Annotated in this window: 24 protein-coding genes and 1 tRNA gene; 11 read left to right on the top strand and 14 right to left on the bottom strand. The window is 69.0% G+C overall.

Features of this window, described 5'->3' with window-relative positions; genetic code table 11:
- The first annotated feature begins 39 nt into the window (after nt 1-39).
- A complete protein-coding gene (locus OG407_RS28620; RefSeq protein WP_405862367.1) occupies nt 40-720 on the top strand; it encodes a helix-turn-helix domain-containing protein in 681 nt (226 codons plus the stop codon).
- Nucleotides 717-2,324, top strand: a complete 1,608-nt coding sequence (locus OG407_RS28615; RefSeq protein WP_405862365.1) for a tyrosine-type recombinase/integrase — start codon at nt 717-719, stop codon at nt 2,322-2,324. The genes OG407_RS28620 and OG407_RS28615 overlap by 4 nt, the downstream gene beginning before the upstream one ends.
- A gap of 94 nt (nt 2,325-2,418) precedes the next feature.
- Here the strand turns inward: OG407_RS28615 and OG407_RS28610 are convergent, their stop codons facing one another.
- Both OG407_RS28610 and OG407_RS28605 read right to left on the bottom strand, forming a co-directional pair.
- Nucleotides 2,419-3,792 carry a hypothetical protein gene (locus OG407_RS28610; protein WP_405862363.1) on the bottom strand — a complete coding sequence of 458 codons (1,374 nt, stop codon included), beginning with the start codon at nt 3,790-3,792 and terminating at the stop codon, nt 2,419-2,421.
- Nucleotides 3,793-4,070: 278 nt separating this feature from the next.
- Nucleotides 4,071-4,144: transfer RNA gene (locus tag OG407_RS28605), tRNA-Thr, on the bottom strand.
- Between the two features lie 326 nt (nt 4,145-4,470).
- Here OG407_RS28605 and OG407_RS28600 point away from each other — a divergent pair.
- The 3 genes from OG407_RS28600 (at nt 4,471) to OG407_RS28590 (ending at nt 7,204) form a co-directional block, all read left to right on the top strand.
- Nucleotides 4,471-5,607 carry an ABC transporter ATP-binding protein gene (locus OG407_RS28600; RefSeq protein ID WP_405862361.1) on the top strand — a complete coding sequence of 379 codons (1,137 nt, stop codon included), beginning with the start codon at nt 4,471-4,473 and terminating at the stop codon, nt 5,605-5,607.
- Between the two features lie 289 nt (nt 5,608-5,896).
- A complete protein-coding gene (locus OG407_RS28595) occupies nt 5,897-6,352 on the top strand; it encodes a hypothetical protein (RefSeq protein WP_327403119.1) in 456 nt (151 codons plus the stop codon).
- 120 nt (nt 6,353-6,472) lie between these two features.
- The gene (locus OG407_RS28590) at nt 6,473-7,204 is read left to right on the top strand and encodes an NDP-sugar synthase (RefSeq protein WP_403591812.1); all 732 of its coding nucleotides are present in this window, start codon (nt 6,473-6,475) and stop codon (nt 7,202-7,204) included.
- A gap of 154 nt (nt 7,205-7,358) precedes the next feature.
- Here OG407_RS28590 and OG407_RS28585 read toward each other — a convergent pair whose 3' ends face one another.
- The 6 genes from OG407_RS28585 to OG407_RS28560 all read right to left on the bottom strand — a co-directional run bounded on the left by OG407_RS28585 (nt 7,359) and on the right by OG407_RS28560 (nt 13,735).
- Complete coding sequence (locus OG407_RS28585; RefSeq protein ID WP_405862359.1) at nt 7,359-8,966, bottom strand: DoxX family membrane protein; 1,608 nt, start codon at nt 8,964-8,966, stop codon at nt 7,359-7,361.
- A 118-nt stretch (nt 8,967-9,084) separates the two neighbouring features.
- Nucleotides 9,085-10,026: a 23S rRNA (guanosine(2251)-2'-O)-methyltransferase RlmB gene (gene rlmB, locus OG407_RS28580; RefSeq protein WP_403591806.1), complete on the bottom strand. Its 942-nt coding sequence runs from the start codon at nt 10,024-10,026 to the stop codon at nt 9,085-9,087.
- 133 nt (nt 10,027-10,159) lie between these two features.
- A complete protein-coding gene (cysS, locus tag OG407_RS28575) occupies nt 10,160-11,563 on the bottom strand; it encodes a cysteine--tRNA ligase (RefSeq protein WP_328682209.1) in 1,404 nt (467 codons plus the stop codon).
- A 145-nt stretch (nt 11,564-11,708) separates the two neighbouring features.
- Entirely contained in the window at nt 11,709-12,203 is a 495-nt protein-coding gene (gene ispF / locus OG407_RS28570; RefSeq protein ID WP_405862356.1) for a 2-C-methyl-D-erythritol 2,4-cyclodiphosphate synthase, read from the bottom strand.
- On the bottom strand, nt 12,193-12,945 hold the full coding sequence (gene ispD / locus OG407_RS28565; RefSeq protein ID WP_405862354.1) for a 2-C-methyl-D-erythritol 4-phosphate cytidylyltransferase: 753 nt from the start codon (nt 12,943-12,945) through the stop codon (nt 12,193-12,195). The genes ispF and ispD overlap by 11 nt, the downstream gene beginning before the upstream one ends.
- A gap of 307 nt (nt 12,946-13,252) precedes the next feature.
- Nucleotides 13,253-13,735, bottom strand: a complete 483-nt coding sequence (locus OG407_RS28560; protein WP_003953493.1) for a CarD family transcriptional regulator — start codon at nt 13,733-13,735, stop codon at nt 13,253-13,255.
- A gap of 589 nt (nt 13,736-14,324) precedes the next feature.
- Here OG407_RS28560 and OG407_RS28555 point away from each other — a divergent pair.
- Nucleotides 14,325-14,981 carry a DUF461 domain-containing protein gene (locus OG407_RS28555; RefSeq protein WP_405862352.1) on the top strand — a complete coding sequence of 219 codons (657 nt, stop codon included), beginning with the start codon at nt 14,325-14,327 and terminating at the stop codon, nt 14,979-14,981.
- A gap of 88 nt (nt 14,982-15,069) precedes the next feature.
- On the opposite strand, the gene OG407_RS28550 is transcribed toward OG407_RS28555, so the two are convergent.
- Complete coding sequence (locus OG407_RS28550) at nt 15,070-15,750, bottom strand: response regulator transcription factor (RefSeq protein ID WP_009340348.1); 681 nt, start codon at nt 15,748-15,750, stop codon at nt 15,070-15,072.
- A complete protein-coding gene (locus OG407_RS28545) occupies nt 15,747-17,000 on the bottom strand; it encodes an ATP-binding protein (RefSeq protein WP_318017122.1) in 1,254 nt (417 codons plus the stop codon). Before OG407_RS28545 ends, OG407_RS28550 begins: the two co-directional genes overlap by 4 nt.
- Before the next feature lie 229 nt (nt 17,001-17,229).
- Between OG407_RS28545 and phoU the strand changes: the two genes are divergently transcribed.
- From phoU to OG407_RS28525, 4 genes are all read left to right on the top strand, one after another.
- Nucleotides 17,230-17,919, top strand: coding sequence for a phosphate signaling complex protein PhoU (gene phoU, locus OG407_RS28540; protein WP_266858549.1), 690 nt, complete (start codon nt 17,230-17,232; stop codon nt 17,917-17,919).
- Between the two features lie 177 nt (nt 17,920-18,096).
- Nucleotides 18,097-18,252: a hypothetical protein gene (locus OG407_RS28535; RefSeq protein WP_019062518.1), complete on the top strand. Its 156-nt coding sequence runs from the start codon at nt 18,097-18,099 to the stop codon at nt 18,250-18,252.
- A 129-nt stretch (nt 18,253-18,381) separates the two neighbouring features.
- Nucleotides 18,382-18,630, top strand: a complete 249-nt coding sequence (locus OG407_RS28530; RefSeq protein WP_327403109.1) for an SCO4226 family nickel-binding protein — start codon at nt 18,382-18,384, stop codon at nt 18,628-18,630.
- Nucleotides 18,631-18,828: 198 nt separating this feature from the next.
- A complete protein-coding gene (locus tag OG407_RS28525) occupies nt 18,829-20,205 on the top strand; it encodes a S8 family serine peptidase (RefSeq protein WP_405862349.1) in 1,377 nt (458 codons plus the stop codon).
- Nucleotides 20,206-20,286: 81 nt separating this feature from the next.
- On the opposite strand, the gene OG407_RS28520 is transcribed toward OG407_RS28525, so the two are convergent.
- The 3 genes from OG407_RS28520 to OG407_RS28510 form a co-directional block, all read right to left on the bottom strand.
- The gene (locus tag OG407_RS28520; RefSeq protein WP_405862347.1) at nt 20,287-20,838 is read right to left on the bottom strand and encodes a hypothetical protein; all 552 of its coding nucleotides are present in this window, start codon (nt 20,836-20,838) and stop codon (nt 20,287-20,289) included.
- 101 nt (nt 20,839-20,939) lie between these two features.
- Entirely contained in the window at nt 20,940-21,179 is a 240-nt protein-coding gene (locus OG407_RS28515; protein ID WP_403591782.1) for a hypothetical protein, read from the bottom strand.
- A gap of 67 nt (nt 21,180-21,246) precedes the next feature.
- Nucleotides 21,247-21,639 carry a DUF3883 domain-containing protein gene (locus OG407_RS28510; RefSeq protein ID WP_405862345.1) on the bottom strand — a complete coding sequence of 131 codons (393 nt, stop codon included), beginning with the start codon at nt 21,637-21,639 and terminating at the stop codon, nt 21,247-21,249.
- An 88-nt stretch (nt 21,640-21,727) separates the two neighbouring features.
- Here OG407_RS28510 and OG407_RS28505 point away from each other — a divergent pair, with 88 nt between their 5' ends.
- On the top strand, nt 21,728-22,030 hold the full coding sequence (locus OG407_RS28505) for a ribosomal protein L7/L12 (RefSeq protein ID WP_405862343.1): 303 nt from the start codon (nt 21,728-21,730) through the stop codon (nt 22,028-22,030).
- 363 nt (nt 22,031-22,393) lie between these two features.
- Here the strand turns inward: OG407_RS28505 and OG407_RS28500 are convergent, their stop codons facing one another.
- Nucleotides 22,394-23,764 carry a macro domain-containing protein gene (locus OG407_RS28500; protein ID WP_405862341.1) on the bottom strand — a complete coding sequence of 457 codons (1,371 nt, stop codon included), beginning with the start codon at nt 23,762-23,764 and terminating at the stop codon, nt 22,394-22,396.
- Nucleotides 23,765-23,835 lie beyond the last annotated feature (71 nt).

Here is a 23,835-nt window from a genome sequence, read left to right as displayed (position 1 = left end):
AGGCGTCTATAACCATCATCGGGAAGCTAATGTGTCTTCATGACACAACGCGGCGTGGATGCTGATGAGGACGACGTTCCCGAGTGGGAGGACCGGGTCAAGGCCAACGTCGCCGGCGAAGTCCGGCGCAGAAGGAAGGAAATGGGATGGAGCGCACAGGACTTGGCCGACCGGTGCGAGCAGCTCGGGCATCCCGTCCCGCGCAACGTGATCGCCAACATGGAGTCCGGCCGCCGAGCCACCCTGCCCCTGGTGGACGTCATCGTCCTGGCTGCTGCCCTGGAGACGTATCCGGTCTGCCTGATCTTCCCGGTCGGCTACGTCGACCGAACCCAGGAACTCCCCTTCCAGGACCTCGTCCCCACCTGGGACGCTCTGCGCCGCTTCACCGGCGACGAGGACGTGGCCATGCACGACGCGGGCCTGGTCCCCGACTTCGAAGTGCACAGCAACCTCGTACGCACCGCTCTGGCCGCCCTCGAAGAAGCGGAACAGGCACGGTTCGCAGCCAAGACGGCAAGCAACCGCGCCCAGCAGGAGGAAGCCGAGCACCGGCGGACCAAGTACTCCGACGAGGCCATCTCCGCCAAGTACAAACTCCGCTACCTCCGACGCGACCTCCGCGACGAAGGCGCCACCCCGCCCTATCTCCCACCCGCGCTGGGTGACGTCGACCTCCCCGAACCCGACACCAACACCACCCCGGAGGAACGCCTTTGAAGGGCTCCACCTACCGCCGCTGCTCCTGCCGTGACCCGAAGACCGGCAAGGAACTCGGCTCCTCCTGCCCGAAGCGCAACAGCAGGAACCACTGCACCTACTCCATACGCCAGGAGCTGCCGCCTCGCGAGGACGGCAGCCGACGCTCCTTCGCCCGTGGCGGGTACGCCAGCCTCAAGGCGGCCCAGGCCGACCTCGACCACGTACGCGCCCTCATGGCGCTCGCCGAGTCGGACGACCCCGAAGGCGTCCAGCTGATCGCCGAGATGCTTGCCGAGGTCAGCCGCGACAAGCTGCCGCTCCCCGATATCGAGGAGACCCGGCGTCGCCTCAACGCAGGCCAGGACCTCGTCGGCAGCCTCACCGTGAGCGAGTGGCTGGACCGGTGGCTCGCGGGCAAGCGCATCAGGAAGTCGGGGGTCAGCCGCTACGAGACCGACGTCCGCGTCCACCTCAAGCCCCACATCGGCGACCGGCGTCTAGACCGGCTGCGCGTGAGCCACCTCAGCGAGATGTTCACCGTCATCAACGACGCCAACGCCGAGATCCTGGAGCAGAACGCCCAACGGCGTGCGGCGGTAGAGGAGTTGGCAGCCGTGCCGTGGAAGGGCGTAGAGAACCGGGCCCGCCGCAAGGCCATGAAGACGGCGATCGACGCGATGCCGCCCTTCCGTCGCGTCACGGGCCCCTCGACGCGCCAACACGTCAAGGCCACGCTCCGCGCCGCCCTGAACGAGGCGATCGGCCAGCAGATCATCACGTTCAACCCGGCGGCCCACGTCGAGATCGACCCCGTCCGCAAGCCGAAGGCCCTCGTCTGGACGGACGAGCGGGTCGCCCGGTGGCAGCAGACCGGCGAGAAACCCTCCCCCGTCATGGTCTGGACGCCGGAACAGACCGGCGCCTTCCTCGACTTCGTCGCCGCGGACCGGCTGTACGCCATGTGGCACCTGATCGCCTTCCGCGGCCTGCGTCGCGGCGAGGCATGCGGCCAGCCATGGTCGGAGACCAACCTCGACCGGCACTCCCTCACCGTCACCGGCCAACTCGTCCAGGACGGCTGGGACGTTGAGGCGTCCGAACCGAAGACCGACAGCGGCTTCCGCGTCGTCGCCCTGGACGACGACACCGTCACCGTCCTGGAGCGGCACCGCAAGCAGCAGGCGGCCGACCGCGAGGAATGGGGACCGGCCTGGGTCGACACCGGTCTCGTCTTCACCCAGGAAGACGGCTCCTGGCTGCACCCCGGCAAAGTGACGGACCTCTTCGAGCGACTCGTCGCCGCCTCCGACCTCCCGCCGATCCGGCTCCACGACCTCCGCCACGGCGCGGCCACGCTCATGCTCGCCGCCGGCATCGACGTGAAGATCGTGTCGGACACCCTCGGGCACAGCGACACCCGCATCACGCGGGACATCTACCAGAGCGTCCTCCCCCACGTCGGCAAGAGCGCCGCTGAGGCCACCGCCAAGCTGGTTCCGCTCCAGCGCAAAGCGGCGGCCGAGAAGGCCGCACGCAAGGCGGAGAAGGTTCGGAAGAAGGCCAAGCGTGCCCAGAAGGCCGGGAACGAGAACAAGGACCGGCTGAAGAAGCCCAAGAAGTAGGACCCAACGCCTCCTCCGCGCGCCCCAGCACCCCGTCGACTGGCCAAACGCCAGCAGGGCTGGCCGTATTCATCGGCTCACTCACGCAGCTGACTCAACGGCGCCGACGACGGGCGCTGTTGCGGGCAGATTGGGGCTGTTCCTTGCCGGTGAGTATCCCGGCGGTGAGCAGTCGGCCTTCACGGACACTCCGCGTAATCTGCTGCCGAACCAGCTCCGTACTCACTCCGGCAGTACCAATCATGCCTGTCTCCACTAGCCGAGTGAACATGGTGTTGTCCAAATAACTCGGAACGTTGGAGTAGCCAAAGCGCAGCGCTTTGTCCCTGCCATCCCTCAGTCGCGGGTCGGCGCGCAGTTGCTGGAAGTGCTGGCGGGAAAAGTACATTCCCGGCACCATGATGTTTGCCTGCGGGATCAACCCTTCGGGCGGGCACAACTTGATCCAGCTCGGATCGGGACTCAGCCTGTGGTCGTCGGTCGTTCGGCGGAGACGCGCAGCATAGGCGTCCACGTCTTCCATCCGTTTCAGTTCGTCGGCCAGCTTGCGATCGCTATCCGGGTAGTAGTAGCCGCCCACCTTGTTCAGCTTCTTGTACTGAACGAGGACAAGGCTTCCACGGCTTTGGTGGTAATACAGGAGGTCAGCGCCGGAATTTCCCTCAACGACGGTGCGGTTCACGTTGGCGATCAACAGCGACTGGTCGTCCTGCCGGAACTGTCGCCAAGCGACGTGCCCAGTGCGCTCACCGATCCAGCCCAGAAACATCTCGGCATCGTGCCCGATGTGGTGATCTTCGATCGCGATGTCGTGCTGCGGGGCTGCTTGGCCTCCGTCGGCTGACGCCGCCCCGGGCCGTCTCAGGAGGTCGAGATATGCCGGAGGAGGCCGGTCGTCGTAGAGTTCCTCGGCCGGCGGATCCCACCGGGCGAGCTGAGGGATGGACATCCCTGCCATACGTCCAATTCCCAGGACTGCGTCGCGCTGGGTCGCCAAGGCTTCTCCTGCGGTCGAGCGCACCGTGTAGCCGTCAAGCGTCGCTCGGAGTCGGCCAATCACATCGCCTGCATCAGGCCGCAACTCGACCAAGGCGGCGAGGAGAGCATTGCCCGTCGCCTCGGTCTGCTGCCCTTCATCAATCAGGTGCCTGTCATGCCGCGCAGCCAAGCGCGCTGTGACTTCCTTCAGCATCACAGGCTGTGAAAGCGCGCTGACATGGGAGATCTCCAGCTTCTGCTCCAAGTCGGCAACTTGGCGCAGTCGCTTGGTGTGTCCGAGTCTGGTCACATACAAGAGACCATGCCTGTCGGGAGTGGCGATCAAGGTCAAGTGACTGCCCTTGGTCCAGAACTCCCTGGGCCGGGTGGCCGTCCATGTCCACTCACGACGTCCGGAGGCCGGGAACAATCCCTCTTGCCATTGGATATGTGCCGTCTCGGACTCCGTGCACCTGATGATCGCGACCATGCCGATTATTCTGGCCGCCGAACTCACTTGCTGTCGGTGTTCAGGCAGAAACGGCCCCTCGGGAGCGGTACGCCTGAGTGCCACCCAAGCAAGCACTGGCGCGATGACTTGAGCTCCAACCGGAGCCAACCGGTCGAGAAGCCACAGGGCGTTGGCAGTTCCCTCCGCTCACGCATCGCTCACGCAAGCCGTCCCCCGGCACCCCAGCCGTGTGCCCCGTCATGCCCCGAGCAACACAAAAGGCCAGGTCACGGACTATGTGACCTGGCCTTCGAAGGAGCCCCCTGTCGGATTCGAACCGACGACCTACGCATTACAAGTGCGTTGCTCTGGCCAACTGAGCTAAGGAGGCCTGCGTGATGCGTGCGTACCCGACGGGACATACCCGACGGGAGATACCCGGCCGAACACCCGGCGGGACCCACCCGACATGCATACCCGGGACACCCGGCATATCCAGATGTCCAGGACGCGCGCGATCACGTGCCCGTGCAGTGTACCCAGGTCCCCGCCACCCCCTGTCGAAAATTTCCTCGAAGTTCACATGGGTCCAGGTACTGACAGACCAGGCAAACGCCAGGTACCGTCCTGACCCAGTTCACTCGCGTGGACTACACCACCACCTTCCTACAACGGATCGTCCGGCACGTTCCTGCCGGTAGAAGGGGGCCCTTCATCATGGCCACTGTTTCGTTCGACAAGGCGACCCGGATCTACCCGGGCACCGAGAAGCCCGCCGTAGACGGTCTGGAGATCGAGGTCGGGGACGGCGAGTTCCTCGTCCTCGTCGGTCCGTCCGGCTGTGGCAAGTCCACCTCGCTCCGGATGCTCGCGGGGCTTGAGGACGTCAACGCCGGCGCCATCCGCATCGGTGACCGCGACGTCACGCACCTGCCGCCGAAGGACCGGGACATCGCCATGGTGTTCCAGAACTACGCGCTGTACCCGCACATGACGGTCGCCGACAACATGGGCTTCGCGCTCAAGATCGCCGGCGTCAACAAGGCCGAGATCCGCCAGAAGGTGGAGGACGCCGCGAAGATCCTCGACCTCACGGACTACCTCGCCCGCAAGCCGAAGGCCCTCTCCGGCGGTCAGCGCCAGCGTGTCGCGATGGGCCGCGCCATCGTGCGTGAGCCCCAGGTCTTCCTCATGGACGAGCCGCTGTCGAACCTCGACGCCAAGCTCCGTGTCTCCACCCGCACGCAGATCGCCTCGCTGCAGCGCCGCCTCGGCATCACCACCGTCTACGTCACCCACGACCAGGTCGAGGCCATGACGATGGGCGACCGGGTGGCCGTGCTCAAGGACGGTCTGCTCCAGCAGGTCGACTCGCCCCGCAACATGTACGACCGCCCCAAGAACCTCTTCGTCGCCGGCTTCATCGGCTCCCCCGCCATGAACCTGATCGAGGTCCCGATCACCGACGGCGGCGTGAAGTTCGGCAACTCGGTCGTCCCGGTCAACCGCGAGGCGCTCAAGGCCGCCACCGACAAGGGTGACCGCACGGTCACCGTCGGCGTCCGCCCCGAGCACTTCGACATCGACGAGCACAACGGCGAGGCCGCGAAGACCCTCACCAAGGACTCCGAGGACGCCCCGGCCGGCCTCGCCGTCTCCGTGAACGTCGTCGAGGAGCTGGGCGCCGACGGCTACGTCTACGGCAGCGCCAAGGTCGACGACACCCTCACGGACCTGGTCGTCCGCGTCAGCGGTCGCTCGGTGCCGGAGAAGGGCTCCACGCTCCACGTGGTCCCGCGTCCGGGCGAGATCCACGTGTTCTCGACCTCCACGGGCGAGCGACTCACCGACTGACGAGATCCCGCTGACCGATCAGTCCTCACCGGCTGATCAGGTCTCACCGACGGATCAGATCTCACCGGCTGATCAAACGTTCGAGGGAAGGGCCCCGCGGTTCGCCGCGGGGCCCTTTCCCGTTGGGGATCGCCGCCGGATCCCGCCCGACCCTGTCGACAAATACCCCGGCAGACCCGTCATTTCGAGCAGTGTTCGTCAACGCCCTACCCAATACGAGGCACCGATCCATCCCCCGAATTGGTGACTAAATGTCGCCAAATCATTACCGGACGCTACCCTCACACGCGTGAAGCACTCCAATAACCAACAGCCGCGACGCGGCCGGGGCCCCGCCCGCCGGGTCGGCCGCACGCTCGCCCTCGTCCTGCCCGTCGTCATGGTGCTCTCCGGGACCCTCGCGGTCACCCGGGTCAACTGGTCGGGGAGCCCCTCCAGCTCGATGCTCACCGCGACGGACGTCACGGCGGCCGGAGCCTCCTCGCGGGCCGCCGCACGCGCCCCGCAGGACATCCTGCGCGACCAGCTCATGACCGAGCTCCAGGACAAGAACCCCGGCGTCGTCCTGACGCACCTCCAGGAGGCGGTGAACGGCCACCCGTCGCTCGCCACGCACTGCACCTCCATCGCCCGCGCACTGGGCCGCGCCGCGGTCCGTATCTACGGCGCCGCACGTGCCCAGTCCTACGCCCGCCCCGTGTGCGACACCGCGTTCGCCTCCGGGGTCATGGCCGCGCACAGCTGACCGGAGCCGAAGCCGGAGCCGGTGCCCGGGGACGAGGTCGGAGGAGGAGGTCGGTAACGGCTGATTAAGGAACGGTTGCAGCCGAAGGACACGGTGGGGCCGCCACGTACAGTTCGGGTCATGACCGATCCGAACGCCGCGTCGCGCCCCACCCAAGCCGTGATCCTGGCCGGTGGCCAGGGATCCCGGCTGCGCCCGTACACCGACGACCGGCCCAAGCCGATGGTCGAGATCCCCGGCACGGGGACGCCGATCATCGGCCATCAGCTCGTCTGGCTCGCCGAGGAGGGCGTGACCGACGTGGTGGTCAGCTGCGGGCATCTCGCCGAGGTGCTGCAGGACTGGCTGAAGTCGGCCGACCTGCCGGTCGACGTGACCACGGTCGTCGAGACGGAGCCGCTGGGCCGCGGCGGCGGGCTCAAGTACGCCGCCGCGCACCTGCCCCGGCCGGACAAGGCCTGGTACGCCACGAACGGGGACATCTGGACCCGGTTCTCGCTGCGCGACATGGCCGACTTCCACACCGAGCGCGATGCCGTCGCCACGATCGCGCTGGCTCGGCCGCGGATCCCCTGGGGGGCCGTGCAGACCGACGACTTCGGGCGCGTCACGGACTTCATCGAGTCGCCGCCGACGCAGTACGCGATCAATGCGGGGGTGTACGTCTTCTCGCCCGAGTTCGCCGGGTTGTTGCCGGAGCGGGGGGATCACGAGCGGACGACTTTCCCTCACCTCGCGCGTGAGTTGAGGCTGGCCGGGTTCCCGATTCCTCAGGGCGCTTACTGGCGGGCCATCGATACCGCGAAGGACCTCCGGGAAGCCGCCAAGGAGCTTGCTGCGCTGGGGCGTTGAGTGCGGCGCCGTCGTAGCTGGTCGCGCAGTTCCCCGCGCCCCTGAAAGACAAAGGCAGAACCGTGGGCCCGCACTGGACAAGTGCGGGCCCACTTCCTGTTCCTCGGAGGTCAGCCGGTGGGCGACTGCTTCAACAAGCCGCCCACCGGCCCAGTTACCCCAACAGGCCGCCCACCAGGCCCGGCTGGCCGGAGGAGGATGAACCCCCGGTGCTGGAGCCGCCGTTGGAGCCGGTGCCGCCGCTCGTACCGCCGCTGGACGTGGGTCCTGAGGTGGTGCTGGGGGCCTGGCCGGCCGGGGAGGACTGGTGGGGCTGCGTGCGGCCCGCGGTGCCCTGGGTCTGGCTGGGGGCGCCGCCGGTGGCCGTACCGGACGAGGAGCGGGTCGCGCCCGGGGTCGTCGCGGCACCCGACGGCTTGGCCGAAGTCGCGTGCTGGGACGGCGACTTGGACGCCCGGGGGCTGCTGCTGTGGCTCTTGGTCGGCTCGCCGGGGAGCGGGGCGCCCGGCAGTTCGTTGCGCGGGGCCTCGCCGGGGCCGGGGACGACCACGCGGCTGGAGTCGCGGACCGCGCCGCCGAGCAACGAGCCGACGAGCAGGGTGAGTCCGACGGCCACGGCCGTGACGAGGGCGCCGCGGCGCAGGACGTAGCGGCGCAGCTCCCAGATGTCGGCGCGGGGTCCGAGGCGGCGCCAGGCGCTGCCCGCGAGGCGGCCGTCGACGGAGTAGACGGGGGCGCCCGCGATGATCAGCGGGGACCAGGCGGCGAGATAGATGATGTCCGGGGCGTCGTAGGCCGGGACGGTCTTCCAGCTGACCGTGACGATCAGTGCCGCCGAGAGCAGCGCGCCGAAGACCGCGGCGACCCGCTGCCACAGGCCCAGGATCGTCAGGACGCCCACGATGACCTGGGCGAAGGCGATGACGAGCCCGGAGCCGACCGGGTGCTGGAGCGCGAACTGCCGTAGCGGCTCGGCGGCTTCCCACGGGTGGAGGGTGTTGAGCCACTTCACCATCGAGCCGCGCTTGCCGCCGTCGAAGTAGACGGGGTCGCACAGCTTGCCCATGCCGGCGTAGATGGAGATGAAGCCGAGGAAGATGCGGAGCGGGAGGAGGACGACCCCGAGGTTCATCCGGCGGCCGGGGTAATAGGCGTGCCGTACGGGCTCGTTGGGGTTGCGCCGGGTGCGGCGCTCCTGTTCCGCGCCCTCGAAGTCCTCGAACTCCCCGTCCCCGTAGGCGGGTTCGTCGTAGGCGCTGCCCACCGTCCGCATGGGCGGCAGGAGTCGGGTCTCGCCGGTGTCGTGGTCGCCGCCGCGCTGGGCGCCGACGACCGGGGTCTCGATGGTCTGCGCGGTCAGGTCGCCGTCGTAACCGCCCCTGTCGATACGGGGGATGACCTGCGTGGCTCCGGCGTCGCCGGCCGGTTCGTCGCCGTGGCGGACGCCCGTGCCGCGCACGGCCTGGAGCAGCCGGTGGGCGCCGGTGTCGTCCGGCGCGGACTTGCCGCTCCAGACGACGGGCCGGCGACGCGCGCCGGCGGCGGGGATCCGGCCGGGGGCCTCGGTGGCGCTCAGGTGCCGTGCGATCCGCGGCGACGGGGGACGCGACGAGGCGCCCAACTGCACGCGGAAGCTCGCATGATTGACGATGATCTGCGCCGGATCGCTCGGCACCTTCACCATGCTCAGCGCGGGAGCGTCGTCGAAGCCCGACGGGCCGTCCCCCGTGGGTGTGCGGGGTGTTCTGGTGTCCACACTCATCTAACCGAGTGACGTGTGTTTAGGACACTGCTTTGACTCGCCGGAAGTGTCCGGACCGCGTCAAGCGTGTGCCCGGCGCCCAGATTGCCCCGAGTGGGGGACGGTGCCGAACGTCCGTTCAGGAGCGCTTGCGTGCCGCCTCGTAGAGCACAACTCCGGCCGCCACACCGGCGTTGAGGGACTCCGCGCCACCCGGCATCGGGATGCGGACCCTGAAGTCGCAGGTCTCGCCCACGAGTCGGGACAGGCCCTTGCCCTCGCTGCCGACGACGACGACCACCGGGCCTGCCAGCGCGGCGAGTTCACCGATCTCGTGCTCACCGTCGGCCGCGAGACCGACGATCGCCAGACCCGCCTTCTTGTACGCCTCCAGCGCGCGCGTCAGGTTCGTGGCGCGGGCGACGGGCGTGCGGGCCGCCGTACCGGCCGACGACTTCCACGCACCGGCGGTCATGCCGGCCGCGCGCCGCTCGGGGACGAGCACGCCGTGGCCGCCGAACGCGGCGACGGAGCGGACGATCGCGCCGAGGTTACGCGGGTCGGTCACCCCGTCGAGGGCGACGATCAGCGGGTCCTCGCCCTTGTCGTAGGCCGCGTTGGCGAGGTCCTCGGCGTGCGCGTACTCGTACGGCGGGACCTGGAGGACCATGCCCTGGTGGTTGAGGCCGTTCGTCATGCGGTCCAGCTCGGGGCGCGGGGCCTCCATGAGGTGGACGCCGCCGCGCTCGGCGACGAGCTGGAGCGCCTCGCGCACCCGCTCGTCGTTGTCGATGAACTGCTGGACGTAGAGCGTGACCGCCGGGACGCCCTCGCGCAGCGCCTCGACGACCGGGTTGCGGCCGACGACCATCTCGGACGTGCCCTTGCCGCCGCGGCCTCGCTGCGCGGGACGGCGCTGGACCTGCTTGGCCTTGGAGTTGGCGACGCGGTTCTTCTTGTGGCCCTTGCGCGCCTCGGCGGGCGGGGTGGGGCCCTTGCCTTCGAGGCCCCGGCGCCGCTGGCCGCCACTGCCGACCTGCGCGCCCTTCTTGCCGGACATGCGGCGGTTGTTGGCTGCCATGACCTACCTGTCTGTGTGACCCGTCTGGGGGTGCGGTGAATACGTACGTCTATGCAGTGTGCCGCCCGGGAGGCCGGGCGGCACAGTCGATCTTCGTTGACCGGGTGCGATCAAGGTGCGATCGGGGTGGGGTTCAGCGGGGGCCGAGGGTCCAGCGCGGGCCCTGCGGGCCGTCCTCGATGTTGAGTCCGGACTGGTTGAGCTGGTCGCGGATGCCGTCGGCGGTCGCCCAGTCCTTACGGCCCCGGGCGGCCTCGCGCTGGTCGAGGACCATGCGGACCAGGGTGTCGACGACACCGTGCAGGTCCTCGCCCCGGTCGCCGCCCTCGCCGATCCAGTGCGGGTCCAGCGGGTCGAGTCCGAGCACCCCGAGCATGGCGCGCACCTCGGCGAGACGCGCTACGGCGGCTTCCTTGTCGTCGGCGGCCAGCGCGCTGTTGCCCTGCCGGACGGTGGTGTGGACTACGGCGAGCGCCTGCGGGACGCCCAGGTCGTCGTCCATCGCCTCGGCGAAGGCCGGCGGCACCTCGGCGGCGGGCTCGACGACTCCCCCGGCCTTCTCGACGACCCGCTGCACGAAGCCCTCGATCCGCGCGAACGCGGACTCCGCCTCGCGCAGGGCCTCCTCGCTGTACTCGATCATCGAGCGGTAGTGCGGGGTGCCGAGGTAGTAGCGCAGGACGATGGGTCGCCACCGCTTGACCATCTCGGACACGAGGACGGAGTTCCCGAGCGACTTCGACATCTTCTCGCCGCTCATGGTGACCCAGGCGTTGTGCACCCAGTACTGCGCGAAGTCGTCGCCGTAGCCCTTGGCCTGGGCGATCTCGTTCTCGTGGTGCGGGAAGATCAGGTCGAGGCCGCCGCCGTGGATGTCGAAGGCGGGGCCCAGGTACTTGTGCGCCATCGCCGAGCACTCCAGGTGCCAGCCGGGGCGGCCGCGGCCCCACGGGGTCTCCCAGTCGGGCTCGCCCGGCTTGGTCGCCTTCCACATCGCGAAGTCGCGCGGGTCGCGTTTCCCGGTGATGCCGTCCTCGGGGGGCTGGCGCAGGTCGTCGATGTCCTGGTTCGACAGTTCCAGATAGTCCGGGTACGACCGCACGTCGAAGTAGACGCTGCCGTCGGCCTCGTACGCGTGACCGCGCTCGATCAGCCCGCGCATCATCTCGATCATCTCGGGGATGTGGCCGGTCGCCCGCGGTTCGTACGTCGGCGGGAGGCAGCCGAGGGCGCTGTAGCCGTCGTTGAACGCGCGCTCGTTCTCGTAGCCGATCGACCACCAAGGGCGGCCCTGTTCACGGGACTTGGTGATGATCTTGTCGTCGATGTCCGTGACGTTGCGGATGAACGTGACGTCGTAGCCGCGGTGTTCGAACCAGCGGCGGAGGATGTCGAAGTTGAGGCCCGAGCGGATGTGGCCGATGTGAGGGGCTGCCTGCACCGTGGCGCCGCAGAGGTAGATCGAGACACAGCCCGCTGTGAGCGGGGTGAAGTCGCGAATCTGCCGGGCGCTGGTGTCGTACAGGCGAATGGTCACGGTACAAGGGTAGTGGGCGTTGCGCTGTGCCTCAGACGGTTGGGTCGATTGTTGTGTGCGGGCCGGTGGGGGCTGGTCGCGCCCACGCGGCGGAGCCGCAAATCGATACAGCCCCGCGCCCCTAAAAACGCCGGCCCCGGCCCAGTTAAGCGTGTTTGACCACCAGGGCTGTTGCCACTGCCATCAGGCCCTCGTCCCTGCCGGGGAAGCCCAAGCCGTCCGTTGTCGCGCCCGACACTGACACCGGGGCTCCTGCCGCATCCGAAAGGAGCTTCTGGGCTTCGTCTCGCCGTTTGCCGATCTTCGGCCTCGGGCCAATCACCTGTACGGCGATGTTGCCGATGGTGAAGCCCGCCTCGCGGACGATCCTCGCCGCCTCCGTCAGGAGGGTGACCCCGGACGCGCCCGACCACTCGGGGCGGCCGGTGCCGAAGTGCTGACCCAGGTCGCCGAGGCCGGCGGCGGAGAAGAGGGCGTTGCAGGCCGCGTGGGCTACGACGTCCGCGTCGGAGTGGCCGGCCAGGCCCGGGCCCTCGCCCTCCCACTTCAGGCCGGCGCACCAGAGGTCGCGGCCCTCCTCGAAGGCGTGGATGTCGGTGCCGATGCCCACCTGGGGCAGGGGGTACGTCTCAGAAGCCATCGTTCAGCCTCCTGCGGGTCAGGACCGCCTCCGCGAGGACCAGGTCCAGGGGGCGGGTGACCTTGAAGGCCTCCTCGTGCCCGGGGACGACCACGACCGTCAGGCCCAGCTGTTCGACCATGCTCGCGTCGTCGGTGACGTTGTCGGTGACCGTCTCGTGGGCGTGGACCAGGGTGGCGCGGTCGAAGCCCTGCGGTGTCTGTACGGCGCGGAGGCGGGCGCGTTCCGGGGTCGCTACGACCGGCTCGGGTGCGCCCGGCGTCTCGGCGGGCTCGACCTCCTTGACCGTGTCGGCGAGGGGCAGGGCCGGTACGACGGCGGGGGCTCCGTCCCGTACGGCCTCGATGACCGCGTCGACCGTGTCGACCGGGACGAGCGGGCGGGCCGCGTCGTGGACGAGGACGATGTCGTAGCCGGGCGGCAGCGCGTCCAGGCCGAGTTTCACGGACTCCTGGCGGGAGTCGCCGCCGGGGACGACCAGGAAGTCGGTGCGCTCCGGGAGTGCGTGTGCATCGAGGAGGGTCTTGACCTCGGCCGCGCCGTCGGGCGGGGCCACGACGACGACCAGGGAGACCGCGCGGGACGCGGCCAGGGCGCGGATCGCGTGGATCAGCATGGGGGTGCCGTTCAGCGCGCGGAGCGCTTTGGGGGCGCCCGGGCCGAGGCGTACGCCCCGTCCGGCGGCCGGGATCACGGCGGCGACGGAGGACTGCGCCTGCGAAGAGCGCGAATCGTCAGACATCGGTTCCTGTCAGGTTTGTGTGCTCGACCTACGTGGGTATGGCCTCAGGAGTGCCGGGCGCGACGCCTTGACCGGACCCTTCCGTGACACCGGTCGAGACAGCTGCCCGGGCCCGGCACACCATTATCGGGGGATGTTTCTCCGAGGTTCGACGGAGTCGGAGTCTCAGGTCTCGGAGTCTTCGACGGAGTCGGGTTCGGGGCTCGGAAAAATCCCCTGAACATGCCGAAGCGCCCGGCGACAAGGGAGCTGTCATCGGGCACCACGGCATTTCAGTGTGCTGAGCAGGGCGTACCAGTCGCCTGCGTCAGGACGCGAGAACCTCGTCGAGCAGGGCCTCGGCCTTGTCCTCGTTCGTGTTCTCCGCGAGCGCGAGCTCACTCACCAGGATCTGGCGAGCCTTGGCGAGCATGCGCTTCTCACCTGCGGAGAGTCCGCGCTCGCGCTCACGACGCCACAGGTCACGGACGACTTCCGCGACCTTGATGACATCGCCGGAGGCGAGCTTCTCCAGATTTGCCTTGTAACGACGCGACCAGTTCGTGGGCTCCTCGGCATACGGAGCGCGCAGCACCTCGAAGACCCGGTCCAGCCCGTCCTGACCGACCACATCACGTACGCCGACGAACTCCGCATTGTCCGCTGGCACACGCACCGTCAGGTCACCCTGAGCGACCTTCAGCACCAAATAGGTCTTGTCCACGCCTTTGATCTGGCGAGTTTCGATAGCCTCGATCAGCGCGGCCCCGTGATGGGGATAGACCACGGTGTCGCCAACCTTGAACGTCATGTGACAGGTACCCCTTCCGTGGCTATCCAGGGTAACACGGAAACTGCGGGTTCTGAATGGCGTTTTCGCAGGTCAGAGCGCATCTCGGGGCTTGACAACAGCAACAGGAACGTGCTGCGGAGGCCGAGCGGAAGAGGGTATTCGCAGGTCGGAGCGGCTCTCCGGGCGAGGTGAAACGCGTACGTTACACACATCCGGAGGCGCCTCCAACCGGACGAACGTCCCCAAATGTCTGGTTCCAAGTGCTCGACTTCCGCTACTCCGTTCGGTGGGCGGAGCCCGGTACGAGACGAATCCGGAATTGATCACCGAAGCCCGCCGAGATGCCGATGATCGATTATCCGGGGCGCCGCGCATTCTTCACCGAAAATCCGCCGACGGACGACTGAGCTGCTTATGTGAATGCCGGACGAGTGCCGGTCGCAAGTGACCCGTGAGTCACTTGCGGCACACGGGTACCCGGTTGAGGGAGGGTCGGGTGCGATGGTGCGGGAACGGCTCGGTAACCTAAGGCCGCTGACAGACACTTAGGGCGGCTTTATTTCGGGAGTCGCCCTGCTCCGCCCACGTTCAAGGAGTAGCCGCCGCCGTGAGCAGCAGCCTTCGACGCGGCGCCCTCGCCGCCGCCACCATCGCGTTCTCGATCGCCTCCCTCGCCGCGTGCGCTGCCGGCAACGACGCACAGACGCTGGAGGTCAAGCCGGACAACGCGGCCGTCTCCGTCGGCGCCATCAAGGTGCAGAACGCGCTCGTCATCACCCAGCCCCTCACCGAGTCCGGCACCGAGGGCACGGGCCCGGCGGTGATCTCCGCGACCCTGTTCAACAACAGCAAGAACCCCCAGACCCTGGACTCCGTCAGCGTCGACGGCGCCGGCACGGCCACGCTGACCCCCGCCAAGGGCAAGGGCAAGCTGGTCGTCCCGGCCTTCGGCTCGCTCGTCCTGGGCGGCAAGGGCAACGCCTCCGCGGCGCTGACCGACCCCGCCGGCATCACGGACGGCAACGCCCAGAAGGTCACCTTCACCCTCAGCAGGACCGGCGGCGTGAGCCTGAGCGCCTTCGTCGTCCCGGCCGACAGCTACTTCACCAAGTGGGGCCCCAGCTCGATCCCCTCGACGCCGGCCGCGGGCGCCACCGCGACCACCTCCGGCTCGCCGAAGCCGGGCAAGAGCACGTCGGCCACCCCGACCGACTCGGCCTCCGCGAGCGCGACGGCCACGGAGACGGGCACCGCCACCGGCTGAGCGACAGTCGTACGTCTACGACGATGGGCGGGACCTCACGGAGAGGTCCCGCCCATCGTCGTAGAGCCGGTAAGGAAGTGTTCGCGGTCTACGGCTCGAACTTGTAGCCGAGGCCGCGCACCGTCACCAGGTACCTGGGCGCGCCCGGGTCCGGCTCGATCTTGGCGCGGAGGCGCTTGACGTGGACGTCCAGGGTCTTGGTGTCGCCCACGTAGTCGGCGCCCCAGACTCTGTCGATGAGCTGCATGCGGGTCAGTACGCGGCCCGCGTTGCGCAGGAGCATCTCCAGCAGGTCGAACTCCTTGAGGGGCAGGTCGACCTTGGAGCCGGAGACCGTGACCACGTGGCGATCCACGTCCATGCGGACCGGACCGGCTTCGAGGGCGGCCGGGGTGACCTCCTCGGGCTCGCCGCGGCGGCGCAGGACGGCCCGGATACGGGCGACGAGCTCGCGGGACGAGAAGGGCTTGGTGACGTAGTCATCGGCTCCTATTTCCAGGCCTACGACCTTGTCGATCTCGCTGTCCTTGGCCGTCACCATGATGACGGGGACGTTGGAACGGCCGCGCAGCTGGCGGCAGACCTCCGTGCCGGGGAGCCCCGGCAGCATGAGGTCGAGCAGGACGAGGTCGGCGCCGTTGCGCTCGAACTCGTCGAGTCCGTCGGGCCCGGTGGTCGCGATGGCGACCTCGAAGCCCTCCTTGCGGAGCATGTACGACAGGGCGTCGGAGAAGGACTCCTCGTCCTCGACGACAAGCACTCGGGTCACGGAAGGACCTCCGGGGCGGGAAGCGGTTCGTACGGGGATGGTTCAGGGGACGCCTCGACCTCGTCGTCGAGGTCGGGGTGCTGGTGGGCACGGTCGCGGGCCGCACCCGCCTCCGGCAGCCTCAGGGTGAACGTGGAGCCCTGTCCCTCGGAGCTCCACACCGTGACCTCCCCGCCGTGCGAGGCGGCCACGTGCTTGACGATCGCCAGTCCGAGACCCGTACCGCCGGTGGCCCGCGAGCGGGCCGGGTCGACACGGTAGAAGCGCTCGAACACGCGCTCCTTGTCCTTCTCGGAGATGCCGATGCCCTGGTCGGTCACGGCGACCTCGATGTGGTCGCCGCCGCCCGCGGAGACCCGGCGGGCGGCTATGCCGACGCGGGTGCGGGCGGGCGAGTAGTTGACGGCGTTCTCGACCAGGTTTCCGAGGGCCGCGGCCAGCTGGCCCCGGTTCCCGTAGACGTGCAGGTCGGCGGTGCCGCCGGCGGCCATGGTGATCTGCTTGGTGCCGGCCTGGTGCCGGCAGCGGTCGATGGCCTCGGCGACGAGTTCGTCGACGCGGACGGGTTCGGCGTCTTCGAGGGGGTCGTCGTTCTGGACCCGTGACAGGTCGATGAGCTCCTGCACGAGGTTGGTCAGGCGCGTGGCCTCGATCTGCATCCGGCCGGCGAAACGCTCCACCGCCTCAGGATCGTCGGAGGCGTCCATGACCGCCTCCGAGAGGAGGGAGAGCGCGCCGACCGGGGTCTTCAGTTCGTGGCTGACATTCGCCACGAAGTCACGTCGTACGGCCTCGATACGGCGGGCCTCGGTGAGGTCCTCCACGAGGAGCAGGACGAGCCGGGAGCCGAGCGGCGCCACCCGGGCGGAGACCGCGAGGGCCTCCCCGCGGCCGGTGCCGCGCCGGGGCAGATCCAGCTCGACCTGGCGTATCTCGCCGTCGCGCCGGGTGTCCCGGGCCATCTGGAGCATCGGGTCGACGGAGAGTTTCCCGCCGCGGACCAGTCCGAGGGCGTACGCCGCCGAGCTGGCCTTGACCACGGCGTCCGCCTCGTCGAGGACGACGGCCGAGGAGCGGAGCACCGAGAGCACGGTGTCCACACCCGGCGGAAGCACCGGGTCCGTATGCAGGGAGGTCCTGGTCGGTCGCTTCTGGTCGCGTTCGCTCCAGCGGAACGCCAGCATGGCGATGACACCGGTGAGCACCCCGGCGATCGCTGCCGCTGCGGCGACCGCCGCGTTCACGTCCATGCCCCCAGGTTAGGCATGGGATACCTCCTGGCCACAGCCATCGGAGTGCGACCTCGAACACTCGTCGCCCAGAGTTCACCTTGGAGCCAGTATTGGTTCATTCGGGGTGGCGGAAACCGTCGCGTAGGAGCGGGAACGTGGGAGCGTGGGGTGGAAGGGCCGGTTTTTAGTCACATCGACAGGCCCAGGGCCCCGGAGCCCCCGAAGCAACGTAGGAGAGGGAACCCTGATGCGGGACGCGTACCACGAGGAACTTGACTCGATCGGTGACGGTCTGGTGGAGATGGCCCGGCTGACCGGGTCGGCGATCGGACGCGCCACGACGGCCATCCTGGACTCCGACCTGAAGCTGGCCGAGAGCGTCATCGAGGCCGACAAGAAGGTCGACGACCTCCAGCACGACCTCGAAGCCCGGGCCATAGCCCTGCTGGCCCGGCAGCAGCCGGTGGCGACGGATCTGCGGATCGTCGTCACGTCGCTGCGCATGTCGGCCGACCTGGAGCGCTCCGGCGACCTCGCCCAGCACGTGGCGAAGCTCGCCCGGCTGCGCTTCCCGGAGCGGGCCGTACCGCACGACCTGCACGCGACCATCCTGGAGATGGGCCAGCTCGCCCAGCGTCTGATGGCCAAGGCGGCCGAGGTCATCATCACGAAGGACGTCGACCTCGCGCTCCAGCTGGAGCAGGACGACGACGCGATGGACCTCCTCCACCGCACGCTCTTCCAGCACCTGCTGGACGACAAGTGGAAGCACGGCATCGAGACGGCGGTCGACGTGACCCTGCTCGGCCGCTACTACGAGCGCTTCGCCGACCACGCGGTCTCGGTCGCCAAGCGCGTGGTGTTCCTGGTGACGGGCGAGCACGCGGACGAACTGCAGCCGGACATCCAGCCGGTGACGGGGGCGGAGGGCGCGTAGCTCTCCGCCCGGTCGCTCGGCCGGGGGTCTCCGGAAGCCGGGGTCATTTCTAACCACCGTCTCGGTCTGAGACTGGTTAGAAATGACCCCGGCTTGCGGGGGAGCCTCCATGCGCCGTTGATGCGCCCGGCGAAGCGGGCATCCAATGGGCACAGGCACCAGCCTCTAGGAGGACCCATGGCCGAATCCCCCGCCACGACACCGGACCCGACGCAGGAGCGCGAGACGCAGCAGCCCGCCGAGATCAAGAGCCTCCCGCTCTTCGGCGCCTGCGGCTGCGGCTCGGGCTGCGGCTGCGGGTGCCAGTCCGGCAATCCGTGCCAGTGCGGCTGACCGCCGCCTACTCCCTGAGGGGCCTCGGTGCTACGGCGCCGGGGCCCCTCCGGCATGTTCGGCCGCCGGTGGCCCCGGACGCCGTGGAAGCGCAGCATTGAGGGGGAAAGCACGAGGAGGTGTGAGGCCATGGCTCAGTACATGGACGTACATCACGGAATGAAGGGCATCACGGCCGACCAGCTGATGGAGGCCCACAAGGCGGATCTCGCCGTGGAGAAGGACGAGGGCGTCCACTTCGAGCGGGCCTGGGCGGACCCGGAGACCGGGACCGTCTACTGCCTGTCGGAGGCCCCGTCGCCCGAGGCGGTCCAGCGCGTCCACGAACGCGCGGGGCACCGGGCGGACGAGGTGCACGCGGTGCCGTACTCGATCTGACGACCGGCGGCCGACCGCGATCCGAGTCAACAGGTCGGATCGGCAGGGGTGTTCGAGTCTTTGGTGCTGTTTGGGCAAAGGGTTCGGCATCGACAGTTCAACAGTCTTGTCCTGTGCATGTCTCACTCGATGAGATGCGCGGAGACCACTTCGTCCGGCTGACGGCCGGGCGAACTCCGCAGCACTCAGGGGGGATTCATGCACATAGCCCGCACGAGACTGAACATGGCCGCCGCCACGGCCGCCACCGCCGGCCTCGCCGTCGCCGCGCTGGCGACCGCGCCGCTGGGCGGTGTCGCCGGCGCCACGCCCGCCGTCGTACCGCAGACGAAGGCGATCCCGGCGATCACCGGGCACACCCTCGCGCGCGACGTGCCGACCCCGCTCTCCAGCGCGGAGTGCGAGGCCAAGTGGCAGATCGCGTGCTACAACCCGCTGCAGTACCGCACCGCGTACAACCTCAACTCGCTTTACAAGAAGGGCATTACGGGCAAGGGGCGGACGATCGTCATCGTCGACTCGTTCGGTTCGCCGACGATCCAGCACGATCTCGACACGTACAGCAAGCAGTTCGGCATCCACAGCGCCAAGGTGAATGTCGTCAAGTGGGGCAAGGTCCCGGTCTTCGACCCGACGAACGCGGACATGACCGGCTGGGCCGGCGAGACGACCCTGGACGTCGAGATGGCGCACGCGGTCGCGCCCGACGCGAAGATCGTGCTGGTGGAGACGGCGGTCGCCGAGACCGAGGGCGTCACCGGGCTGCCGGAGATGATGGACGCCGAGAAGTACCTGATCGACCACGGCGTCGGCGACGTCATCACGCAGAGCTTCGGCGCGACCGAGAACACCTTCCCCGGCTTCGACCAGGGGAACTTCTCCAGCATCAAGAAGCTGCGCTACGCCTTCGAGGCCGCCAACCGCAAGCACGTGACCGTCCTCGCCTCCTCCGGCGACGGCGGCGCCACCGACTACAACGCGGACGGCTCGGCCTTCTACGACAAGCCCGTCAACTCCTGGCCCTCTTCCGACCCGTTGGTCACGTCGATCGGCGGCACGCAGCTGCACCTGGACGACAAGGGCGACCGCGTCACCCCGGACAGCGTCTACAACGACTACGGCGCGGGCGGCGGCGGCCAGTCCCACGTGTTCGCCCGCCCGTCCTTCCAGAACGGCGTGAAGAGCATCGTCGGCACCCAGCGCGCCACCCCCGACGTCTCGATGGCCGCGGCGGTCAACGGCGGCGCGTGGACGTACTCCAGCTTCGACCCGACGGCCGTCGGCTGGGACGTCTACGGCGGCACGAGCGAGGCCAGCCCGCTCTTCTCGGGCATCGTCGCGCTGGCCGACCAGGCGGCGGGGCACCGGGTCGGCAACATCAACTCGGCGCTGTACGCGCTCGCGAAGCACGGTGCCAAGGGCAACGGCATCGTCGACGTGAACGACGGCACGAACAACTCGTACGCGGGCGTGACCGGTTACACCGCGGTCAACGGCTACGACATGGCTACGGGCGTCGGCACGGTGGACGCGCTCCGCTTCGTACCGGCGCTGGCAAGGGCGAGCCGGCGCTGACCCGTCCCATCCCATCCCATCTTGAGACGGCCCAGGTGCAACACGCCTGGGCCGTCCGCCTGTTGACAGGGTTCACACGGTTCACACGCTGATGGACTGGGCGTAGCTGACCTGGTTGAGGACGTACACGACCTGGTCGCGCGACTGCACCGGGATCATCGTGGAGTGGTGCCGACCCCCGCTGTTCACGCCGACCTGCACGAAACCGGTGGTGACGCGTTCCTTCATCAGAAGGAACAACAGCCCGACAAAGCACAGCAGGAAGAACAGAATCGCCAGCACGATCGCATGCGGCGGAATCCGCTCCTCCGTACGGGACATGTCGGTAGCCGTCCACACCGCCCCCCTGAGCGGCATCGACCCGGCCGGGCTCACGATGGTGTCCCCGTTGACCGCGATGTCCCCGAGGGTCAACAGCGGGGCGCCGAAGGCTGGTTGGGGCTGGGGTTGCTGTTGCGCGTACGGCTGCGGCTGCGGCTGCGGCGGTACGGCTTGCGGGTAGCCGTAGACAGGGGCCGCGGGATAGCCGTAGGCACCCTCGGCGTAGGGCCCACCGGGCGGGGTGGCATAGGGATTCTGACCGGGTTGTCCGGGCGGCTGCTCCGGAGGTGGTCCGGGGTACTGGTTCGCCATGGGTGCTCTTCCCCCCGAGAGTGCGTATGGACGCGTCCATCCTCCCGCCCGGTCACATCCCGTATCTACGTAATGACGAGAAATAACCGGACCGGGTGGAGTCAGGTGGAGGACGACGCCGAAGTCGATGACGTCGCCGTCCGTCTCCGATACCGGGCGAGCCGACGCCCGAGCGTGTAGAGGGTGCCCAGGAGCAGTACCGACGCCCCGACGGCCCAGCCGATGGAGCCCCCGTCGCGGTACATCTGGATCCCCTCCACCAGCAGCAGAACGCTGACCGGCGGACCCACCAGGTCGGAGACGACGTCCATCCACCACGTGACTTTAGAGAGGTCGTCCACGGCTTGATCGTGACAGGGGGGCGGTTCCTTGCCAAGGAACTGTTTGTCGCCCTGCCGCGCCGGTTGCTCAGCACAGCCGCTCCGCCTCGTCGTACTCCGCTGCCCGGAAGGTGGGCCAGTAGGTCATCTGTGGCTGGGAGCGCTCGATCATCGCCCGGAGGATCTCGCCGTGCAGGACGCGGACACCGATCTCGGTTCCGTCCGGGCCGGCGAGGTTGTCCACCACGTAGAGGTAGAAGCGGCCGGGATTCGCCTGTGCGGCCAGGACTTGGCGGTGTTCCAGCGGCAGCGGTTCGCTGCGTGCCGAGCGGCTGAACGCCTTCACCTCGATCATGCGGGGTGGGCTGTCGACGTCGTACGGAAGGCCCGACGTGCGGACGTCCCTGGGCTCGCGGCCTGCGGCCCGTTCCAAGGCCAACACGTGGGTGATCGCGGCCTGTTCGGTCTCTTTGTTCCCCATGGCACCCCCTGAGTTCCTGCGAGGCCATGGTGTCGCGCGGGGCCGCGAGTTGGGAAGCTGGGGCTGTGGATCCCGGCGGAGAGAAGCGATGGTGACCGATCGGCCCGAGTACGCCGAGCACACCGAGTACTTCGCGTTGGTCTGCGACCACGTGGACTACGACGTGGTGGTCACCGACCTCGGTGCCCGGGTGCTCGATGTCGCCCAGGTCGTACGTCGGCTGACGGGGCTCGGTCTCTGGCGCAGCAAAGTGCTGGTGGTGGAGGTTCCGGCCGTAGTGCTCGACGGTGTACCGCAGGCGGACGCCGAGGCGGCGGTCGTTGCGTTGCGCGAGGCGGGAGCGCGGGCGGAGACGCGGGGAGGGCAGCCGCCGAGGCTCCCGAAGCTCTGAGGGCTGCCCGCCGGTCCCGGGAACGGCCCGGCCGTCGTACGGCTGTCGGTTGACGCTCGGCGTCCGGTTGACGCTCGGCGTCCGTGTCGCGTCGGAATCGGATCGGAAGCGGATGGTGGCTACCCGCGGAAGCGGCGGGAGCGGTGCACTGGGAACCGGTGAGGCCGGGTGGCCGTGGCGGGCCAGTGACCGGTGGGTGATGCCGCATGGGGGAGCCGAAAGATGCGGAGGAACCCGTCGGAGCGGGGGCTGGACGCCGAGAACCGCCCGGCCTCACCTTGGACCCGGTCGGCCTCATGTTGGACCTGGTCGGCCTCATGTTGGATTCGGCCGGGTCAGCCCCAACTCCCTTGCCGGCCTTGGTCAGTCCACCCGGTCGTCCAGGTCCGGGACCAGTTCGTGGAAGCGGCGTTCGACCGGGGAGAGGTCGGTGCTGGCCAGGTCCTCCGGGCGGATCACTATGCGGAGTTCGGGGGTGAGCGCGGGGTAGCGGCGGCACGCGGTGATGAACGAGTCGACGATCAGGGCCACCAGCTGGCTGCGGTCGAGGTCGGTCACCCGGGCCAGCCCGGAGCCGATGAGCGGGACGGCGACCGGTCTGAACAGGCCGTGCACGGCGACCGAGGCCCAGAGGTTGTCGAGGCTCGTCCGCAGGTCCTCGTCACCGGACCTGGCCACCAGGTCGTTGCCGAGCCGCGAATAGGCGACCGCGAAGATCCGGCGGCCGTCGACCGGTACAGCCACGGTCGTACCCACCGGGTAACGCACCCGCCGGCCGCGCGGCTTGGCCCGTGCGCTCTCCGTGCCGACGGCCCGCACCGTACGCAGCCCGGCCTTCAACTTCTCGTCCAGCAGGCGGCGTCGGCCGCCGAAGAGCCGGTCGACCAGCTGGCTCTGCACGCTGTCGCGGCTGATGACGATGTCCTGGTCGGTCTCCGTGTCGAAGGTGTCGGTGAAGCCGACCACCAGGTTGCAGTCCGCCTGCTCGAACAAGTCGCCCCGGACCAGGACGACATCGGCCCGCTGACCCGGCAACGGAACCCGGTGGCGCAGCAGTTCGGCACCGTGGCGGGCCCGGAGCGCGGCGCGCAGGGTGTCGAGGGTGCGTACGGCGTCGAGGTCGTCGGGGTGGTCACGGACGATCAGCTCGGCGACCGGCAGCGCGAGGTCGGGGCGGCCCAAGTCGGCCTGGACCCGGACCAGTTCACGGCGGGCGGAGTCCAGCAGGGCGGTGAGCCGGCGGATGAAGGGGTCCGCGAAGTTCTCGCCGTTGACCTCGGCCAGCGGCCGGCCCCGGACCAGGGCCAGCGCCTCGGCCAGCTCATGGGCGGCGGTCGCGGGCGGGGCGAGGAGGGCGGTGCCGACGACCGCCGTGAACCGCGCGCTGTCCAGTTCCCCGGGCCGCAGCACCAGCCGGTAGGCGGTCTCCGGGCCGTGCACGGTGACCTGTTGCTCGGTGCGCAGGACGCGGGCGGCGGTACCGTCCTGACCGGGGTCGAGGGCGCGCCGCAGTTCCAGCACGCGCTTCTGCACCTCGTTGCGATTGCGCTGGTCCAGATGGCGCGGCCCGTCCGCCAACCCCCATACGTCGCGCCGCAGTTGACGTACCGGCACGGCCTCGCCCTCGGCGGCCACCAGGCGGACCAGCAGCCGGGTGGTCAGCGGTGTCAGCCGGACAGGGATTCCGTCGACGTCGAGCTGGACCGGTCCCAGCACCTTGACCTGAATGCGCACTCGTCCATCGGCCACCCGCGTCGCCCCCGCCGCGTTCCTGTGTCGCTGTGTCGCCCTGCTTCATCACTCTG

This window comes from Streptomyces sp. NBC_01515 (assembly GCF_045040345.1).
In the GTDB taxonomy this organism is placed as follows: Bacteria; Actinomycetota; Actinomycetes; order Streptomycetales; family Streptomycetaceae; genus Streptomyces.
The sequence above is the reverse complement of the archived record's forward strand: the minus strand, read 5'-3'. Positions and strand labels throughout refer to the sequence as shown.

Excerpts from the sequence above, each read along its gene's own strand:
- OG407_RS28620 (WP_405862367.1), top strand. The coding sequence starts at position 40 with ATGACACAACGCGGCGTGGATGCTGATGAGGACGACGTTCCCGAGTGG.
- OG407_RS28610 (WP_405862363.1), bottom strand. The coding sequence starts at position 3,792 with ATGGTCGCGATCATCAGGTGCACGGAGTCCGAGACGGCACATATCCAA.
- OG407_RS28600 (WP_405862361.1), top strand. The coding sequence starts at position 4,471 with ATGGCCACTGTTTCGTTCGACAAGGCGACCCGGATCTACCCGGGCACC.
- OG407_RS28590 (WP_403591812.1), top strand. The coding sequence starts at position 6,473 with ATGACCGATCCGAACGCCGCGTCGCGCCCCACCCAAGCCGTGATCCTG.
- OG407_RS28585 (WP_405862359.1), bottom strand. The coding sequence starts at position 8,966 with ATGAGTGTGGACACCAGAACACCCCGCACACCCACGGGGGACGGCCCG.
- rlmB (WP_403591806.1), bottom strand. The coding sequence starts at position 10,026 with ATGGCAGCCAACAACCGCCGCATGTCCGGCAAGAAGGGCGCGCAGGTC.
- ispF (WP_405862356.1), bottom strand. The coding sequence starts at position 12,203 with ATGGCTTCTGAGACGTACCCCCTGCCCCAGGTGGGCATCGGCACCGAC.
- ispD (WP_405862354.1), bottom strand. The coding sequence starts at position 12,945 with ATGTCTGACGATTCGCGCTCTTCGCAGGCGCAGTCCTCCGTCGCCGCC.
- OG407_RS28560 (WP_003953493.1), bottom strand. The coding sequence starts at position 13,735 with ATGACGTTCAAGGTTGGCGACACCGTGGTCTATCCCCATCACGGGGCC.
- OG407_RS28545 (WP_318017122.1), bottom strand. The coding sequence starts at position 17,000 with ATGGACGTGAACGCGGCGGTCGCCGCAGCGGCAGCGATCGCCGGGGTG.
- phoU (WP_266858549.1), top strand. The coding sequence starts at position 17,230 with ATGCGGGACGCGTACCACGAGGAACTTGACTCGATCGGTGACGGTCTG.
- OG407_RS28535 (WP_019062518.1), top strand. The coding sequence starts at position 18,097 with ATGGCCGAATCCCCCGCCACGACACCGGACCCGACGCAGGAGCGCGAG.
- OG407_RS28530 (WP_327403109.1), top strand. The coding sequence starts at position 18,382 with ATGGCTCAGTACATGGACGTACATCACGGAATGAAGGGCATCACGGCC.
- OG407_RS28525 (WP_405862349.1), top strand. The coding sequence starts at position 18,829 with ATGCACATAGCCCGCACGAGACTGAACATGGCCGCCGCCACGGCCGCC.
- OG407_RS28520 (WP_405862347.1), bottom strand. The coding sequence starts at position 20,838 with ATGGCGAACCAGTACCCCGGACCACCTCCGGAGCAGCCGCCCGGACAA.
- OG407_RS28510 (WP_405862345.1), bottom strand. The coding sequence starts at position 21,639 with ATGGGGAACAAAGAGACCGAACAGGCCGCGATCACCCACGTGTTGGCC.
- OG407_RS28505 (WP_405862343.1), top strand. The coding sequence starts at position 21,728 with ATGGTGACCGATCGGCCCGAGTACGCCGAGCACACCGAGTACTTCGCG.